13 protein-coding genes and 2 CRISPR repeat arrays are annotated in these 15,936 nt (G+C 63.3%); of the genes, 4 read left to right on the top strand and 9 right to left on the bottom strand.

Annotated elements, in window-relative coordinates; translation table 11 throughout:
- Window positions 1-105: 105 nt before the first annotated feature.
- Window positions 106-2,199 (top strand): hypothetical protein, encoded by a 2,094-nt coding sequence (locus tag BDD21_RS25435; RefSeq protein WP_245969833.1) that lies wholly within the window; start codon window positions 106-108, stop codon window positions 2,197-2,199.
- Between the two features lie 465 nt (window positions 2,200-2,664).
- Window positions 2,665-2,982, top strand: a complete 318-nt coding sequence (locus BDD21_RS25430) for a ribbon-helix-helix protein, CopG family (RefSeq protein WP_120799541.1) — start codon at window positions 2,665-2,667, stop codon at window positions 2,980-2,982.
- Window positions 2,983-3,266: 284 nt separating this feature from the next.
- Window positions 3,267-4,210: a CRISPR direct-repeat array (repeat unit 29 nt; unit sequence CGGTTCATCCCCGCGGGCGCGGGGAACAC).
- Window positions 4,211-4,219: 9 nt separating this feature from the next.
- Here BDD21_RS25430 and BDD21_RS28945 read toward each other — a convergent pair.
- Window positions 4,220-4,393, bottom strand: a complete 174-nt coding sequence (locus BDD21_RS28945; protein WP_245969997.1) for a hypothetical protein — start codon at window positions 4,391-4,393, stop codon at window positions 4,220-4,222.
- On the opposite strand from BDD21_RS28945, the gene BDD21_RS25425 reads away from it, so the two are divergent.
- A complete protein-coding gene (locus BDD21_RS25425) occupies window positions 4,334-5,524 on the top strand; it encodes an ISAzo13 family transposase (RefSeq protein WP_245969988.1) in 1,191 nt (396 codons plus the stop codon). The two genes, BDD21_RS28945 and BDD21_RS25425, sit on opposite strands and share 60 nt — an antisense overlap.
- Before the next feature lie 33 nt (window positions 5,525-5,557).
- Window positions 5,558-8,822: direct repeats of the CRISPR family, unit length 29 nt; unit sequence CGGTTCATCCCCGCGGGCGCGGGGAACAC.
- A gap of 93 nt (window positions 8,823-8,915) precedes the next feature.
- On the opposite strand, the gene cas2e is transcribed toward BDD21_RS25425, so the two are convergent.
- From cas2e to casA, 8 genes are read right to left on the bottom strand one after another with little or no spacing between them, the layout of a single operon-like run.
- Entirely contained in the window at window positions 8,916-9,215 is a 300-nt protein-coding gene (cas2e, locus tag BDD21_RS25420; RefSeq protein ID WP_120799539.1) for a type I-E CRISPR-associated endoribonuclease Cas2e, read from the bottom strand.
- Entirely contained in the window at window positions 9,196-10,107 is a 912-nt protein-coding gene (gene cas1e, locus BDD21_RS25415; RefSeq protein WP_120799538.1) for a type I-E CRISPR-associated endonuclease Cas1e, read from the bottom strand. Before cas1e ends, cas2e begins: the two co-directional genes overlap by 20 nt.
- A 23-nt stretch (window positions 10,108-10,130) precedes the next feature.
- Entirely contained in the window at window positions 10,131-10,343 is a 213-nt protein-coding gene (locus tag BDD21_RS25410) for a type II toxin-antitoxin system HicB family antitoxin (protein ID WP_120799537.1), read from the bottom strand.
- A gap of 9 nt (window positions 10,344-10,352) precedes the next feature.
- Window positions 10,353-11,090: a type I-E CRISPR-associated protein Cas6/Cse3/CasE gene (cas6e, locus tag BDD21_RS25405; protein WP_281269195.1), complete on the bottom strand. Its 738-nt coding sequence runs from the start codon at window positions 11,088-11,090 to the stop codon at window positions 10,353-10,355.
- A gap of 26 nt (window positions 11,091-11,116) precedes the next feature.
- A complete protein-coding gene (gene cas5e / locus BDD21_RS25400; RefSeq protein WP_120799535.1) occupies window positions 11,117-11,923 on the bottom strand; it encodes a type I-E CRISPR-associated protein Cas5/CasD in 807 nt (268 codons plus the stop codon).
- The gene (gene cas7e / locus BDD21_RS25395) at window positions 11,920-12,993 is read right to left on the bottom strand and encodes a type I-E CRISPR-associated protein Cas7/Cse4/CasC (RefSeq protein WP_120799534.1); all 1,074 of its coding nucleotides are present in this window, start codon (window positions 12,991-12,993) and stop codon (window positions 11,920-11,922) included. Before cas7e ends, cas5e begins: the two co-directional genes overlap by 4 nt.
- Window positions 12,994-13,019: 26 nt before the next feature.
- The gene (casB, locus tag BDD21_RS25390) at window positions 13,020-13,595 is read right to left on the bottom strand and encodes a type I-E CRISPR-associated protein Cse2/CasB (RefSeq protein ID WP_120799533.1); all 576 of its coding nucleotides are present in this window, start codon (window positions 13,593-13,595) and stop codon (window positions 13,020-13,022) included.
- Entirely contained in the window at window positions 13,592-14,524 is a 933-nt protein-coding gene (gene casA, locus BDD21_RS25385) for a type I-E CRISPR-associated protein Cse1/CasA (protein WP_281269193.1), read from the bottom strand. Before casA ends, casB begins: the two co-directional genes overlap by 4 nt.
- A 129-nt stretch (window positions 14,525-14,653) precedes the next feature.
- Between casA and BDD21_RS25380 the strand changes: the two genes are divergently transcribed.
- Window positions 14,654-15,904 carry an ISL3 family transposase gene (locus BDD21_RS25380; RefSeq protein WP_120795416.1) on the top strand — a complete coding sequence of 417 codons (1,251 nt, stop codon included), beginning with the start codon at window positions 14,654-14,656 and terminating at the stop codon, window positions 15,902-15,904.
- Window positions 15,905-15,936: the final 32 nt, after the last annotated feature.

Genomic DNA, 15,936 nt, shown 5'->3' with positions numbered 1-15,936 from the left:
CGCCACTCGTCGTCGCGTGCCGACGCGACGAACGCTATCCCGACGCCTCGGGACTCTGCCGTGAGAATTGAAGCTCCGATGTGTATTGTCGACAAGAGAAACGGTGTGTATCCCCTGCTCGTTGCGCTGATCCTCTTCGTATCGGCCGCCCCCGCGGCATCTGCGCCCGTCGGTCCCGACGATGCGCATCTCGGCGAGCGCAGCACCTTCGAGTATTCCGAAGTCCCTCAACACCATCGCCACATGCGGCGTCTGCTGAACAATGCCTTCAGCTACGTCGATCCGGCGCACCGCATCATCGACCCCGTCTCCGGTTATCCGGCCGAGGGCTGGAATCAGGAGCCGGCAAACGGGCTCTTTCTCCGCGACTTCACCCAGCTCACGGCGATCGGCGCCTGGATCGAGCTGCTGGCCAACATCGCCGCCGGCCACGCGGACAATCCCTATCTCTCCCGCGACGCCGCCTTGGACGGACTCGCGCTCGCGGTGGCGACACTGCGCGCCGATCAGCGCGATCCGAACCTTGCCGCGAAGGGATTGCTCGCAAATTTCATGGGTTTCGACGGCGGGCAGCGCCGTGGCCCGCTCCTGGAATCCATCGAGCGACGCCGCGTCATCGACACCTTCGGCGAGCGTGACGGGCAGGCGATCTGGCAGGCACTCTTGGAGAAGGGATGGCTGCAGGAGGAAGACAACGGCCGAAACGGCAGGATTCTTCGTCGCGAAGGCTACGGGGCGCTCCATTTCGACGGGGCGCTTGCACCCTATGCCGATTCGTCTCGGCAAGCCGCCATCATGGGGCTGCTCGATCAACGCGTGGTCACCATCATCTTCGGCGACAACGCCAACCTGACGGCCGCCCTTGCGAGAGCCATCGGCGCACTCCTGCAACCCGAGATCCGCGACGACCCGCGGGCCGTCGCCCTCCGGGACGCGATGGAGCGCATCATCGAGGCCCAAAGAGAAGGCTACGCCCATCTGTTCGATCCGAAGACCGGCACCTTCGTCTTCGGCTGGGACGCGACGGCGGATCGGTTTGTCGGCTGGGACGACGGTCGCGGCAACTGGGTAACCGGGCAGATGAACTACTTCATCAACGAGTTCCGCGGACCTCTGATGTTCACGGTACTGCGCTACGGACTGCCGGTCGCGGCGATCCGCAACGCCGGATTCAAGATCAAGCCCTACCGGCTGGCCGACGGCAGCGACACCTATGCCTTGGCCGCCTGGGACGGCTCGGCCTTCCAGTTGCTCGGGCTGTCGCTGTTCATGCAGGAGTCCCGCAACCCGGCGTGGCGGAGCGCTCTGGAAACACTCGTCGACATCGAGCTCGACTTCTCGACCCGCCACGGGCTGCCCGGACTCCTCTCGGAGGCCTACAGCGGCAAAGGGACCGAATACACCGGCCTGATCGGGATCGGCGACATCGCGGTGACCGATGCTCCGCTCGACACGCAGGCCCCGTCGCTCTATAGCCTCGGCGTCGCTTACGGGATCGCACCCGAGCAGGTGGAGGGGTTTCTGCAGGCCGAGTGGGCGCGCATCTCGAGCCTCTTCACCGATCATGGTCCATGGGAAGGCTGGAATATGGCCACCGACGAGATGATTCCCTACCAAACGACCGTCCACACCCTGTCTCTGATCCTCGGAGGAATCAACACCGCCCACGCCAACATGCAGCGCTATCTCGACGCGATGAACCTCTCCGGCCAGCTCGAAGCGTTCTACGCGCCGGGGCAGCGAATCGACCTCTTGGCCGAGGTGAACCGGATCATTCCCTGGACCGCGCACGAGGAGCGGATCGCCTTCTCGCGCGACGAGGGGACGCCGCGTTTTGCGTCGCAGATCACCGGCAGCGGAGGGCTTGCGTTCGTCCTCCCGGAGGGACGCCCGGCGAGCTTCTCGAACGGCACCCTGTCGATCAGGTTCCGCTCCGCGACCGAGATCAAGGATGCCGTGCTCTCGTTCGAGCGCGCGAACGACGATCCCCTGCCGCCGCCTGCGATCCCCATCGAGATCTTCGCACGCTTGCCGCAGGCCGAAGACGGAACGATCGAGGTCGTTCTCCCGGCGACGCCGGCCCTGCACGGGATCACCAAGGTCTCGCTGACCTTCCGCAGCGACGAGCAGCCGGCATCGGTTGATCTCGCGATCCGAGCGTTCGAGTTTGTGCCTTTCGAGGTTGCGCTGGAGCCCTGATCGCGAATGCGGCGTTTCCGCTAAACCGCGCACTGTGCGGTATACGTCATTCGTTGGAATGGCTTGGCCGCGCCAGCTCCGACAACTGTCGGAGCTGGCGCGATTTAAAGTATTGAAAAAATTAAATTTTAAACCGCGTCCCCGCTAAGGGCCGTGGATGCAACAAACGTCGAATTCACTCGAAAGTGAGCATCTCGCTCTGGACGCGGTTTAAGCGTCTCGGCCCCGGATTCCTGCAAGACATGTAGGGGCTGCAGAGGCGACTTTAGTCGCCCCGTGATCTCGGTAATTCCATCCCGAAAGTCACCTAAGCCTTCGCAATTTCTGCGCATCCAGGTCTTGTTGCCGGTCTTGCGAGCGAGATTCAGCGACCCATGACCAATATCGTCATATGCTCTGTCCAACTCATGCCGGCGCGTGGCGCCGAGCCGGTCTGCAAACTGTTTCTTGTCGGAGTCCGATACTATGGCCGTCCTTTGCGTGCTGTTGCCCGATGACTTAGAGCGAAAGGTTGATCTGGAGGCTCGATTGACCGGTCGGTCTTGTTCGGAAATCCTCCGCGAGGCCATCGCGCGATTGGTCGCACGGCGCGATCGCGAACGATTCATCGCCGAATATATTGCGGAGGCGACGGCGGGTTATTCCAACCCGATGCTGCGCCGAGAGGCAATCCGGATTGCCGGAGAACTCGATTCGGCGGAGAGCGAACCCAGCGACCTTGCCGGGGGAGGGGATCCTGGGGAGCGATCGCCGGCGGAAGCCAGCGAAAAGTGGTGGAAGTGATCACGCTCTGCGGACCCGAACCTTAGGACTATGGTGCGACGGCTCTTGTCCACCTCGGTACCGATGGTCCGTCACTCAGCGCGAACGGATACGGTTCATCCCCGCAGGGGCGGGGAACATTGAGATCCGCGAGTGCTCGCTCATTAAACCGGCCACCCAAGACCCAAAGCGCTCGTGACATCCGCTCCGCGGTGTCACGCATGCCCCGTGGCGCTCTGCGCCAGGTGACACGATGGCCGAAGTTACGAACGAGGCCATCCGCGAACACATCGGAAGCCGAGGGCCGGCTCATCCCCGCGGGCGCGGGGAACGCTCGCAGTTCATCGCGCAGCGCGAACGAGAGCGCGGTTCATCCCCGCGGGCGCGGGGAACACATCGCACTCTGCGTGGACTTGCGCTCGTCGAGCGGTTCATCCCCGCGGGCGCGGGGAACACGTGCCACACTCATCGGCGAGCCCGGTAAGTGTCGGTTCATCCCCGCGGGCGCGGGGAACACGGGCTCGGCGTTGCGGTCGCCACGAAGCGATACGGTTCATCCCCGCGGGCGCGGGGAACACTCGTTGGGCCAATCCCGTTGACCCTCTGGGCGCGGTTCATCCCCGCGGGCGCGGGGAACACTCGATTTCGTCATTGCCCATGAGCCCCGCTCACGGTTCATCCCCGCGGGCGCGGGGAACACTCGGGATTGTACCCAGACGAAAACATCGCATCCGGTTCATCCCCGTGGGCGCGGGGAACACCGTCGCTCGGGCGCACTCCGGGGCGGCAATGGCGGTTCATCACCGCGGGCGCGGGGAACACTCGAGATTCGCAAACCCATCATGGGCCGGATCCGGTTCATCCCCGCGGGCGCGGGGAACACCTCGGACCAGTTGTCGAGCACGTCCGATGCGTCGGTTCATCCCCGCGGGCGCGGGGACCACGGCGATCGTCATCCCGACGCGCAACAGTTTTTCGGTTCATCCCCGCGGGCGCGGGGAACACCCGACTGCGCTGAAAGGCGAAAACGCACTGGCCGGTTCATCCCCGCGGGCGCGGGGAACACCGGAGGCGATCGAGCGGCTCGACCTGGACGGGCGGTTCATCCCCGCGGGCGCGGGGAACACGCCCAGGCGTCCGGGTTATGGCTGATGAAGAACGGTTCATCCCCGCGGGCGCGGGGAACACCGAGGCGAAGTCGTGGCCGTGTTCGAGGATCACGGTTCATCCCCGCGGGCGCGGGGAACACGCCTTGCGGTTAGACGTCGTAAATAAATAACTGGCCGATTTGGTCATGTTGTGCCATGTTTTCTGCATGGTCGAACCGGCACTGATTGAGCGCGTAAGGCGGAAGTTCCAGCGCTTGCAAAGCGTGCTGGACGAGCGGGGGCGTCGGCACTGGGCGGCGTGTGAAGCACTGGAGCTCGGTCACGGCGGCATCCGCGCCGTCGCTCAAGCCACCGGTTTAGGCGAGCGCACGATTCAGCGTGGTTGCGAGGAAATGCGCGGTGAAGAGGCATCGGATCCATCACCTGCGGGTCGGATACGGCGCTCCGGAGGAGGCCGGCATGCGGTGACGGCACAGGATCCGAAACTACTCGAGGCACTGGAAGCCTTGGTGGAGCCGAGTGCGCGGGGCGATCCCATGTCCCCCTTGCGCTGGACCTGCAAGAGCACACGCAAGCTCGCTGAAGCGTTGGCGCGACAAGGTCATGGGGTCAGTCACAGCAAAGTAGCGCAGTTGCTCAAGCAACTGGACTATCGCCTGCAAGGGACGCGCAAATGTCTCGAGGGGAACTCGCATCCTGATCGGGACGCGCAGTTTCGCTATATCAATCGGTGTGTGAGAGTGTTTCAACGGGCCGGTCAGCCGGTGATCTCCGTGGACGCCAAGAAAAAGGAACTGGTTGGTCCCTTTGCCAATCGGGGCCGGGAATATCGCCCGAAGGGACAGCCGGAACCCGTCCGGACGCACGATTTCGCCGACAAAGCGCTGGGCAAGGTGTGCCCCTATGGAATCTATGATCTCACCGACAATCGCGGCTGGGTCAGCGTCGGCGTGGATCATGATACCGCCCAATTCGCCGTGGCCTCGATTCGTCGCTGGTGGGCTCGGATGGGACACCAGTGCTACCCGCATGCGCAGTCGCTGCTGATCACCGCCGATGGGGGCGGCAGCAATGCCAGCCGCAACCGGCTCTGGAAGGTGGAGTTGCAGAAACTGGCCGACGAGCTCGGACTCGCCATCTACGTGCGCCACTTTCCGCCCGGCACCAGCAAGTGGAACAAAATCGAGCATCGCATGTTCTGTCACATCACCGAGAACTGGCGGGGCCGACCGCTCATCAATCACGAAGTCATCGTCAACCTCATCGCAAACACCACGACGACGCAAGGATTGGAGATCCGAGCCGAGCTCGACGAGGCAGGCTATCCGACCGGCATTTCCGTGAGCGACGACGAGTTTCGCGCCGTGAATCTTGTTCCTGCCAGATTTCATGGCATGGATTGGAACTACCTCATCAAGCCTCGCTCAGATCACCGGAAATCGGCCACTTATTAATTTACAGCTCTTTACTCCTGGCAGTCGATGACGGCGGTTCATCCCCGCGGGCGCGGGGAACACGTACTGCAGCCCATCTGTTTGCAGTTGGCGCCCGGTTCATCCCCGCGGGCGCGGGGAACACGAATGCGGTGGATGCTGGTGCTCATTCGGGCTCGGTTCATCCCCGCGGGCGCGGGGAACACACCCATCACGAACAGCGAGGCGACGTGGCAGCCGGTTCATCCCCGCGGGCGCGGGGAACACGCGCGAAGAGTATGCCGGGCGCATCGAGCGCCAGGTTCATCCCCGCGGGCGCGGGGAACACTCGCCACCCCACATCGTGACCGCCATGGCGGCCGGTTCATCCCCGCGGGCGCGGGGAACACGGCGTTTAGGAGGAGCTTGTTCATCGGGCGTCCGGTTCATCCCCGCGGGCGCGGGGAACACGGCGTTTAGGAGGAGCTTGTTCATCGGGCGTCCGGTTCATCCCCGCGGGCGCGGGGAACACAAGCGGAAAGCGGCGCCCTACTCCCGCTCGCCCGGTTCATCCCCGCGGGCGCGGGGAACACGCCCAAACCAAAAACCGTCGACACAGCAAACACGGTTCATCCCCGCGGGCGCGGGGAACACAACTCCGGCGAGCCCGTCATCACCGGCGTCGTCGGTTCATCCCCGCGGGCGCGGGGAACACGTTGTGCGATTCGCCGACGACATCGAGGCAGGCGGTTCATCCCCGCGGGCGCGGGGAACACGGGCGGTTTTTGGCGATGGCGGTATCATACGCCGGTTCATCCCCGCGGGCGCGGGGAACACCTCGGCGGAGGATTTGGTATGAGCATTCACGCCGGTTCATCCCCGCGGGCGCGGGGAACACGTTGCGTGCGACTTGAGCACGCAGCAGATCACCGGTTCATCCCCGCGGGCGCGGGGAACACGGATCCAGCAGCCAGACAGTACGGAATCAGGCCGGTTCATCCCCGCGGGCGCGGGGAACACGGCGGGAGCTTGACCTTGCGGCGCGCAAGGGCCGGTTCATCCCCGCGGGCGCGGGGAACACCCGGGCACCCAGATCCTGACGGGGTCGTTATGCGGTTCATCCCCGCGGGCGCGGGGAACACTTCAGCGGTCTATGGGGCCGGAGGAGTGGGAGCGGTTCATCCCCGCGGGCGCGGGGAACACAAGGCCGTCTCCGCCTGCCTCGCGTATGGCGGCGGTTCATCCCCGCGGGCGCGGGGAACACAGCTCGGCGAGCAGTTCTTCTTCGCCCTGCCACGGTTCATCCCCGCGGGCGCGGGGAACACGTCCGCCTTGGTTGCGGATGCGGCCTCGACAATCGGTTCATCCCCGCGGGCGCGGGGAACACTTCACGGCGGGATCGGTAACCAGCCAGCCGGACGGTTCATCCCCGCGGGCGCGGGGAACACCGAGCTTGGAGCAGCGCGGCATAGATCCCTTCCGGTTCATCCCCGCGGGCGCGGGGAACACTCACTGCATCGATGCTCCAGAAGCTCCAATCGCGGTTCATCCCCGCGGGCGCGGGGAACACAGCCTGCACAGGTCTGCATATTCGGGCGCTGGCGGTTCATCCCCGCGGGCGCGGGGAACACGGGTGCAGTTCGAATGCCTCCAGGTCGGCCAGCGGTTCATCCCCGCGGGCGCGGGGAACACCCTGAAGGGCTCGGCTCGGGCGTTGGACATCGCGGTTCATCCCCGCGGGCGCGGGGAACACCCCTATTGGATGGCCACGACGAGCTGATGCGCCGGTTCATCCCCGCGGGCGCGGGGAACACGCCTCCAGCGCCCGGTGCGCTTCTCGCGCGGCTGGTTCATCCCCGCGGGCGCGGGGAACACGCGCCGAATGCGACCGATGCGCTCAATCTCACCGGTTCATCCCCGCGGGCGCGGGGAACACCAACTGGGTGCTGTGGGCCAGCGGCACGCAGGCGGTTCATCCCCGCGGGCGCGGGGAACACTGATCGCCACTGATGACCATACATCTTGCATGCGGTTCATCCCCGCGGGCGCGGGGAACACAGCGGATGCACTCGGCGGTTTCGACTTTGGCGAGGTTCATCCCCGCGGGCGCGGGGAACACGGCCATCCCGACCTGCTTCCCGATTCACGTCGGGGTTCATCCCCGCGGGCGCGGGGAACACACCGGAAAGACGACCTGGGGCAAGGTGCTGGCCGGTTCATCCCCGCGGGCGCGGGGAACACCACGTACTTCGAGCCGGAGTGACTGAATACGGCGGTTCATCCCCGCGGGCGCGGGGAACACGGTCCGATCCGGATGAAGTGGGCGTTCTCCGGCGGTTCATCCCCGCGGGCGCGGGGAACACGTCCGAACCCCTCGCATCCGAAGACTCAATCGCGGTTCATCCCCGCGGGCGCGGGGAACACTCGATCGTGCTGAGCATCGTGGATTGCTCCACCGGTTCATCCCCGCGGGCGCGGGGAACACGCAATTGCGGCGCATGTATGACGCTTGGATTGCGGTTCATCCCCGCGGGCGCGGGGAACACAACTGGCCTTTGGCGCCGCGCAACGTCCCTTACGGTTCATCCCCGCGGGCGCGGGGAACACGATTCGCAACCCTTCACGCAAAACGTGGAGAGCGGTTCATCCCCGCGGGCGCGGGGAACACGATTCGCAACCCTTCACGCAAAACGTGGAGAGCGGTTCATCCCCGCGGGCGCGGGGAACACTGCGACTCGGCAACCATGCCGGCCGCAACCGCCGGTTCATCCCCGCGGGCGCGGGGAACACATGCTGTCTGTCGTGATTCGCGCTTTCATCGTCGGTTCATCCCCGCGGGCGCGGGGAACACATGTCGCCGACATGGCGCACCTGGTCGACCAGCGGTTCATCCCCGCGGGCGCGGGGAACACTGCAGCACTCATCGCCTTGATGCCGACGTGGACGGTTCATCCCCGCGGGCGCGGGGAACACCATGTAGTGCGCGATGTCCGCATCCCTGATCTCCGGTTCATCCCCGCGGGCGCGGGGAACACGGGTCGTCGTTTTCGCGCACAAGGACGGACATCGGTTCATCCCCGCGGGCGCGGGGAACACATTCACGAGCCGGTCTACCCGGCTGATCCCTACGGTTCATCCCCGCGGGCGCGGGGAACACTACATCGACGCATGCGCGCTGTGGGCGAAGGTCGGTTCATCCCCGCGGGCGCGGGGAACACCTGATCTCGACGCACGACGGCGAGGACAACCCCGGTTCATCCCCGCGGGCGCGGGGAACACCACAGCGCGCATGCGTCGATGTACTCCTCGGTCGGTTCATCCCCGCGGGCGCGGGGAACACACTGTCAGCATCCTGCTGATTCAACTCCGGAAATCGGACACGCAAAATTCCACCGAAAAAACCCCGTCTTTCGACAGGGACAGATCTAAATTGCTAAGGAGCTTTTGGCTGTTCATCTGGCGGCAGAAAACTGACTAATCGGAGACCATCGAAATCGACCGGGATACGTCGGTTCTTGCCGACGGTGGCGAAATCGTATCCCGATTCGGTGTTGGTGTTCCAGGCGATGACGGCGTTGCCGTCTTCCACGCCTTCGAGAACCTGCTTCCAGATAAACTCGCGCAGCCGCTTCGAGGGGGAGCCGATATAGACGCCTGCCCGGATCTCCAGCAGCCAGACCGCCAGTCTGCCGCGCAGCCGCGGCGGGACGTTCTCAGTGACGATGACCAACATCGCCCAGGCCCTCCGTCTCCTTGATGGCCGGGGGAGCCGATTCCTTCGGTGGGTAGGGCGGTTCCAGACCTCCCGCGGTCAGCACCTCCTCGATCAGCGGGATGATCTTGCCGAGCAGCTTGCTTTCGCGGAAAACGTCCCGGCAGGCCAGCCGTACCGCCCGTTCGGGTTGTTGCGGGGCCTTGGCGGCGATCTTGAACGCCACCGGGACCACGGTATCGAACTTCACGATGTCCGCGATATCGTAGACGAAAGACAAGGGTTTTCCGGTATGGATGAACCCGACCGCGGGCGCATAGCCGGCCGCCAAGACGGCGGCCTCGGTGATGCCGTAGAGACAAGCAGTCGCGGCCGAGAGGCAGGTGTTGGGGACATCGCTGGTGTCCCAATCCGTCGGATCGTAGCGACGCCCTTTCCAAACCACGCCGTAACGCTTGGCCAGGTTGTCGTAGGTCTTCTTCACGCGAGCCCCTTCGATCCCGCGCAACTGTTCGACGCTGCGTCGCTCCGGAGGCTTCTCCCCGAACCTCAGCTCGTACATCTTGCGCACCACATTGAGCCGTGCCTGGTCGTCGAGCGCGAGCTTGGCCTGATAGAGCAGACGATCCGAGCGCGCCCCGCCCGGTTGACCGGAGGCATAGAGCCGTACCCCGGCCTCGCCGACCCAGACGAGGAGGGTGCCGACCCTTGCGGCCAGCGCCGCCGCGCGATGTGAGACGCGGGTACCGGGCTCCAGCATGATGCAGGCGATACTGCCGATGGGGATGTGCGTGCGCACGCCGTTCTTGTCGATGACGACGAAGGCGCCGTCCAGCACGTCGATCTCACCGTACTCGATGAAGATCAGCGAGATGCGTTCTTTCATCGCGATGGGTTTGAGTGGGGGCAGCATGGTGACGTCCTTGTTCGGTCGGGTTAGGCGGCGACTTCGATGTAGTCCACATGACTCTCCGGGCCTGGCAGCGGAAGGCCGTCCTCACGCAGCCCCGCCAAGTGAAACTCGATCGCCTCCCGAATTTCTATCACCGTTTCTTCGATGGTGCGGCCCGTTGCAACGCATCCCGGCAGATCCGGTACATAAGCTGAGTAGTTGTTTCCCGCCCGTTCGATCACGACGGCGTAACGCATGGCTTATCCTCATTTCTCCGTGATGCGACGTACGAGCATCAGGCCGCAGCCGAAGGCTTTGCCGGGGCCGATGCCGTTGAACAGGATCGGGGTGAATCGTTCCAGATCGGTCACCTGCATTTCGCCCTCGAAATCGACCGTCGACAGCGAGATCCCCCGTTTCCTGTTCATCCGATGGGTGCGATAACCATCGACACGAAGACTGGCCGGGTTGAACCGGCAGCCCAGGCGCTCCTCCCGCTTGCGCAGCCAACCGGCGCCCGCTTCACAGGCGAGTTGGGCCAGCGATGGGCGCTCGTCCGGCGGCATCGCCTTCCAATCCATGCGCTGTTTGGCGTCCATCACCACGTCGTGACGTTTGCTCCTATGCTTGGGCTGTTCGGCTTTCAGGCCGCTCGTTCTCAGCTTCGGCGCCTCATCGCGACCGAGCACGACATCGCCAGGCCGTGCCACGGTCGGATTGGCGCGCAGCTTGAACGCCAAGCGGTCACCCAAGGCGAGCGCCGGACGATAGTCCTTGGATTCGATGCGCCACTTTCCGCTGTCGTCGCGCGGCTCGTCCTTGGAGAGCACATAGAGCAGCGGCAGCCCATCCCGAACTTCCGCCCGGAACAGAAATGGAACCTGTGTCGGTGCCTGCTCGCGCGGCAGATCGAAAAATGTCCACACGAGCTGATGCTGGCCATAAGGATCGAGTCCACCCAAGGCGACAAAATCACTGAAGTCCAGTCCAGGCCGAGGCGTCATCCGACTCAGCCAATAGGATACGCCATTCATATCGCGTCTCCGGTCGCGTGGTGGGCGCGACACTCTTCGCGCACGGCGAATTGCCAGCGGCGGCGGGAGGTCGGAAGATCCCGCCGACGGATGGTGAGTTCGGCGTGAAGACTGGTTTCGGCGTCGCTATCCCAGCAGAAGATCGGTTTGGATTCGTCCAGGTGCCGCCAGATCGCCGGCAGATCCCTGTCGTCGATGACACCCTTGACTGCTTGGGCAAGGCCGTATCCATCAAGCGCCACCTCAATGCCGTCCGCTGTGCGAACGCAGGGATTCAGCGGCAAGGCGGGCGGGCAGGACTTGCGCCCCAGGTAAAGGACGAATTCAGGCGCCAGCAGCCGATCATGCAACGTTTTCAGCGGGTACGGCGCGCCCTGCCGTGCCCACAGTGCGATGACCGCGAAGGCGTCCTGTCGATAGTCGCGGCGGGACAGGATGGTGTTGAGCTCATGGCGCGGCATCCAAGTGAGCTCATCGCGACGGGTTGCGAAGACTTTCCGGTTTCTGCCGCTACCGGAGGACGGCACCTGAGCCGTGTGATAGTCGGTGAGCGGCAAGCCCGGCAGGGTGATTTTCGCGGCGATGCCGTAGCCCTCGGCCAGTGCCAGGTGTTCCGTCTCCCACTGATAACGCTGGCGTTCATCGATGGTCGTATCGGGCCGGCGCAGACCCAGCGCGGCGGCGATCAGACCGAGCACGGCGGATTTGGATGGGGCGAGATCCGCTGGCCGGGTCTCGCCCACGGCGATGTCGCCCCAGGCCGAGAGCGGGGCATAGAGTTGGAAGACCAGATATTCCCTCATGCGTCATCACCAACTTGAGCCGCCCAAGTCTTGAGCGCCGTGAAATCGCCTTCGCCAGCGATGGCGTTGATGCTGCGCGACGCGAGCGGCTTTGACTGGAAATACACCTTGTCGAGGTTATTGCGCATGCTGGTCAGCACGTTGACGGCGCTATCGAGCATGTCGCCTTCCCGAACCGGCTTCATGAAGGCCAGCGACAGTGAACGGGGTTGACGACTGCCCTTTTCGGCCAGGACGTAATAGGCGCAGGCGCGGCTGGCGAAACTGTTCTGTTTACCGGTGGGCGCGACGGTGGCGGCCGCTTCGATCAGCGCCTGGATCGTCCGACTGGCGAGGCCGGCATCGCCGCCGAGATTCTCGTGCAGCCGGTCGCAATCGATGCAGACGTATTGATAGAACAAACCGGCGCCGAAGCCCTGTTCGCCCATGTGGGCGGAACCGGCATCTTCCTCATGGTTGTTGAGATCGTCCACTGCGGTGAAGAAGTCATCCTCGACTGCGGCGCGGTGAACCGTGATGGCATGGGCGACCTGGCAGGCGGCTTCGGTGTTGAAAGCTGGATTATCGGCCAACATGCGACCGAAAAGCGCAATATCGGCGGCCGTGTGTTGTTTGCGTAGCAAGGCCAATTCCGGTTCCGTGGGTGCCCGACCCTCACTGATCAGCACATCGGCCAAGGCGTCGATGGCGACCTCTTCTTCTGGGCTGAAATGGGCCAGTTGCTCAATTTCCAGGTCGTTGCGTGGCTCGTTTTCCTTCTTCGCCTTGAGTTTTCCGAAGCGTCCGGCAATGGCTTGCGCCCACTCCTTCGCCTCTTTTTCTCTGATACCGGCGGCAGCCAGTTTCTCGAAAATCTTGACGCCCCTGCGCTTGGTCCGGGTTCCCAGGTGTCCCGTCAAGGCATCTTCGAATTGTTCGGATGCTCGCCAAGCGCGTTTCAGACTCTGGCTGGAGATCCGCAGTCGCGGAACGCCGCCCATGATGGCGCTCTTGGGCCGGTTCAGGTCATCGCGATTCAGGCAGGCAGGCGGATAACTGGTCAGCAGGTGCAGTTGCAGAAAGGTCGACATGGTTGGCTCCAGGGTTCTGAATCGGCTTAGGATTTAATCGGCGCGGCGGCGTAATAGTCATAGGCCAGGCGACGGCGCGGGTCGTAGGGTCGCTTGTCATCCAGTGGCGACCAGTTCCAGATGGTTGCCGCGAGGTCCGCCAGATCGGCCTTATCGTCCAGCACGGCCAGCGCACGGCGCAGCAGGGTGTACAGCTCTTCGATGTCGTCACAGGCCAGGATGCGACGCATACGCAGCTGCGAGAATGTCGGCGTGGAGCCAGTCGCTTTTGGCGTGCCCATGCGGGTGGCGAGTCCCGCATCGGCGGGTGCTTTGATGCGCGCCGACAGGCCGGCAATGGCGGCAATCTTGGAGAGTGGATGGTTATGGTTGCTGACGGCATAGCCCTGGTTTCGGAGCGTTCGCAGCAAATCCACAAAGCTCGGGCTCAACATGACTTCGGTTAAAGTGCCGGCGCGGCGCAGGAAGGCGCGTTCGCCTTTGTCGTCCTCCAATCGTCGCCACCAAGCGAGCAGCAACCCGAAGGATGGATGATCGGGCTTACCTTGTGGAAATGGGTGTTTCTCCCAGTTTGTCACGGCGATCTCCTTGTGAACGTTCAAGATTTCTGGCGCTTTTGTTTCAGTGGCTTGGGTAAACCAAGGATCTTTTCTCTCAACGGCGCACCTGCCAGCGCTTTACCCAAGGCATTGCGCGCCCGAGCGATCTGTCCAGGGTCGACGGCATCGAAATCGCCCGTCTGAGAATGTCGGTCGAATAAGCGAAAAGCCGCGGCGCGGAGCGTCTTCAACCAGCTTTCCAGGATTGGATGAGCCTGTTGATCGGTTGGTAGGAGGTCGCGGAGTTGGCGTAGATGCTCATAGAAAGAGGCTTCGGTCTCCGCCCAGAAAACGCTTTGCACGAAACTCAAGTCACCGCGTACCTTGGTCTCGCCAAATAATGCTGTTTTCAAGCTCTTGCGCAAATCTCCGGCGACTTTGTCCGCCGCATTGACCAGACGAGTTGCCAAATCCCTGAAGACAGCCTCCATTTCTCCAGAAATCGTCAGGATAGGCATCCGAGCGTCATACCAGCAGCGCGCTTTATTGCTTTTCATGTCATAGCCGAACGCCCATAGATCGCCATCCATGCGCGTCAAGCTGCGAAACTGTTCGACAACTCGGGCAGGTCGGTGAACACCGTCCGCGTCGCTCTCTACCAGACCGAGCCAGTGTCGGTAACCGATGCCGCCGGGTTGCGGATGCGCTGGCATGAGGGCGTTATCCTTGACGTAATGCGGACTGAGCGAATGCTGAAATCCGCTGTAATTCACACCATAGTTTTTGGCTGTGAAATTGCGGTAGATCACCTGGGTTTCCCTGCCGCAGAGATCGCAAGCGGTTGGTTCCGTTTCTTGTGGCAACAAGCGAATACGCCGGGGCAAGGCCCAGAATTGCTGATCGGGATGGACATCGACGGGAGTCGTGACGCCCGCCGGGGGCTGCGCTTCGCTGGTCCGCGTCGGTTTCAGCCACGGGAAACGGTCTTGAATCAGCAGGTCTGAATCAGATACGCCGGCTCTCCCGGATCTCAGGGAACGCCAAGTTTAGTAAAATCAGTGTTCTACGCAGCCAATCTTGGTAAACTTCCATTCGAACGCTTTTAACTCAATGGAAAACCGATGATTGACCAGAGCCAACTCCTGCGCCTGCTCGGACTGCCGCAGATCGCCATCGACCGCGTCGAGATCACGGACGCCGCTGTGCTGGAAATTCATGTGCACAGCACCGAGGAGGGCACGCAGTGCCGGAGCTGCGGCCGACGCATCACTGAGCCGCATGGACTCGGTGAAGAACGGCGGTTGCGCCATCTGTCGATCTTCGAGCATCGCACCGAAATTCTCATTCGTCCCAAACGGTATCGCTGCCCCGATTGCCGGGATCATCCCACCACCACCCAACGGGTGGACTGGTACGACCCGCGCAGCGGCTTCACCCGTGCGTTCGAACACAGCCTGATGCGCGCCCTGATCAACAGCACCCTGGAAGACGTCGCGCACAAGGAGGCCGTCACCCCGGAGCACCTCGACGGTATTCTCGATCGGTGCGTCCCGAGCCAGATCGACTGGACGACGCTCACGGCGCTGCCCGTGCTCGGGCTCGACGAGATCGCCTTGACCAAAGGCCACGGCAATTTCGTGGTGATCGTCAGCGCCAGGGTCGAGGACACCCTGAGCATCCTCGCCGTGCTCAAGGACCGTAAGCGCGCGACCATCGAGGCGTTTTTGCGCACGATCCCAAAATCCTTGCGGCGCACCGTTCGCGTCGTGTGCACCGACCTGTACAGCGGCTTCATCGGTGCGGCCAAGGCCGTCTTCGGCACGCACGTCGCCATCTGCGCCGATCGCTTCCATGTCGCGCGTTTGTATCGCGACGCCGTGGAGACGTTGCGCAAGACAGAACTGCGCCGGCTCAAGCGCGACCTGTCGAAAACCGAGTACGGCGGGCTCAAGAACGTCCATTGGATCCTGCGCAAGCGCGAATCCGACTTGAGCGCCGAGGAACGGCGGATCCGCGCCCGGTTGTTCGCCTATTCCCCGCAACTCGCGCAAGCTCATGCCCTCAGCCAAGCCCTCACCGAGGTCTACGACATGCCCCTGTCCAAAGGTCAGGCCAAGCGCAAACTCAGTGGCTGGATGCGACGGGTCAAGAACGCCGAGATGACGTGTTTTCAATCCTTCCTGAAAACGTTGCGCCGTCATTGGGACGAGATCACCAATTATTTTACCGAACGACACACGAGCGGTTTCGTCGAAGGTCTCAACAACAAGATCAAAGTATTAAAACGGCGGTGCTATGGCTTGAGCAACCTGCGCCGGCTCTACCAGAGGGTGTACCTCGATCTGTGCGGTTATCGGGTTTTCGCGCGCTGATCAATGAAAAACAACCGCTTAAAAATGGCTTG

Origin of the sequence: Thiocapsa rosea, from assembly GCF_003634315.1 — a bacterium.
In the GTDB taxonomy this organism is placed as follows: Bacteria; Pseudomonadota; Gammaproteobacteria; order Chromatiales; family Chromatiaceae; genus Thiocapsa; species Thiocapsa rosea.
This window is presented reverse-complemented; position numbering and strand designations above follow the sequence as displayed.

What these genes read in the sequence shown, in the direction of transcription:
- BDD21_RS25430 (WP_120799541.1), top strand. Translation starts at nt 2,665, where the DNA reads ATGGCCGTCCTTTGCGTGCTGTTGCCCGATGACTTAGAGCGAAAGGTT.
- cas2e (WP_120799539.1), bottom strand. Translation starts at nt 9,215, where the DNA reads ATGTTGGTCATCGTCACTGAGAACGTCCCGCCGCGGCTGCGCGGCAGA.
- cas1e (WP_120799538.1), bottom strand. Translation starts at nt 10,107, where the DNA reads ATGCTGCCCCCACTCAAACCCATCGCGATGAAAGAACGCATCTCGCTG.
- BDD21_RS25410 (WP_120799537.1), bottom strand. Translation starts at nt 10,343, where the DNA reads ATGCGTTACGCCGTCGTGATCGAACGGGCGGGAAACAACTACTCAGCT.
- cas6e (WP_281269195.1), bottom strand. Translation starts at nt 11,090, where the DNA reads ATGACGCCTCGGCCTGGACTGGACTTCAGTGATTTTGTCGCCTTGGGT.
- cas5e (WP_120799535.1), bottom strand. Translation starts at nt 11,923, where the DNA reads ATGAGGGAATATCTGGTCTTCCAACTCTATGCCCCGCTCTCGGCCTGG.
- cas7e (WP_120799534.1), bottom strand. Translation starts at nt 12,993, where the DNA reads ATGTCGACCTTTCTGCAACTGCACCTGCTGACCAGTTATCCGCCTGCC.
- BDD21_RS25380 (WP_120795416.1), top strand. Translation starts at nt 14,654, where the DNA reads ATGATTGACCAGAGCCAACTCCTGCGCCTGCTCGGACTGCCGCAGATC.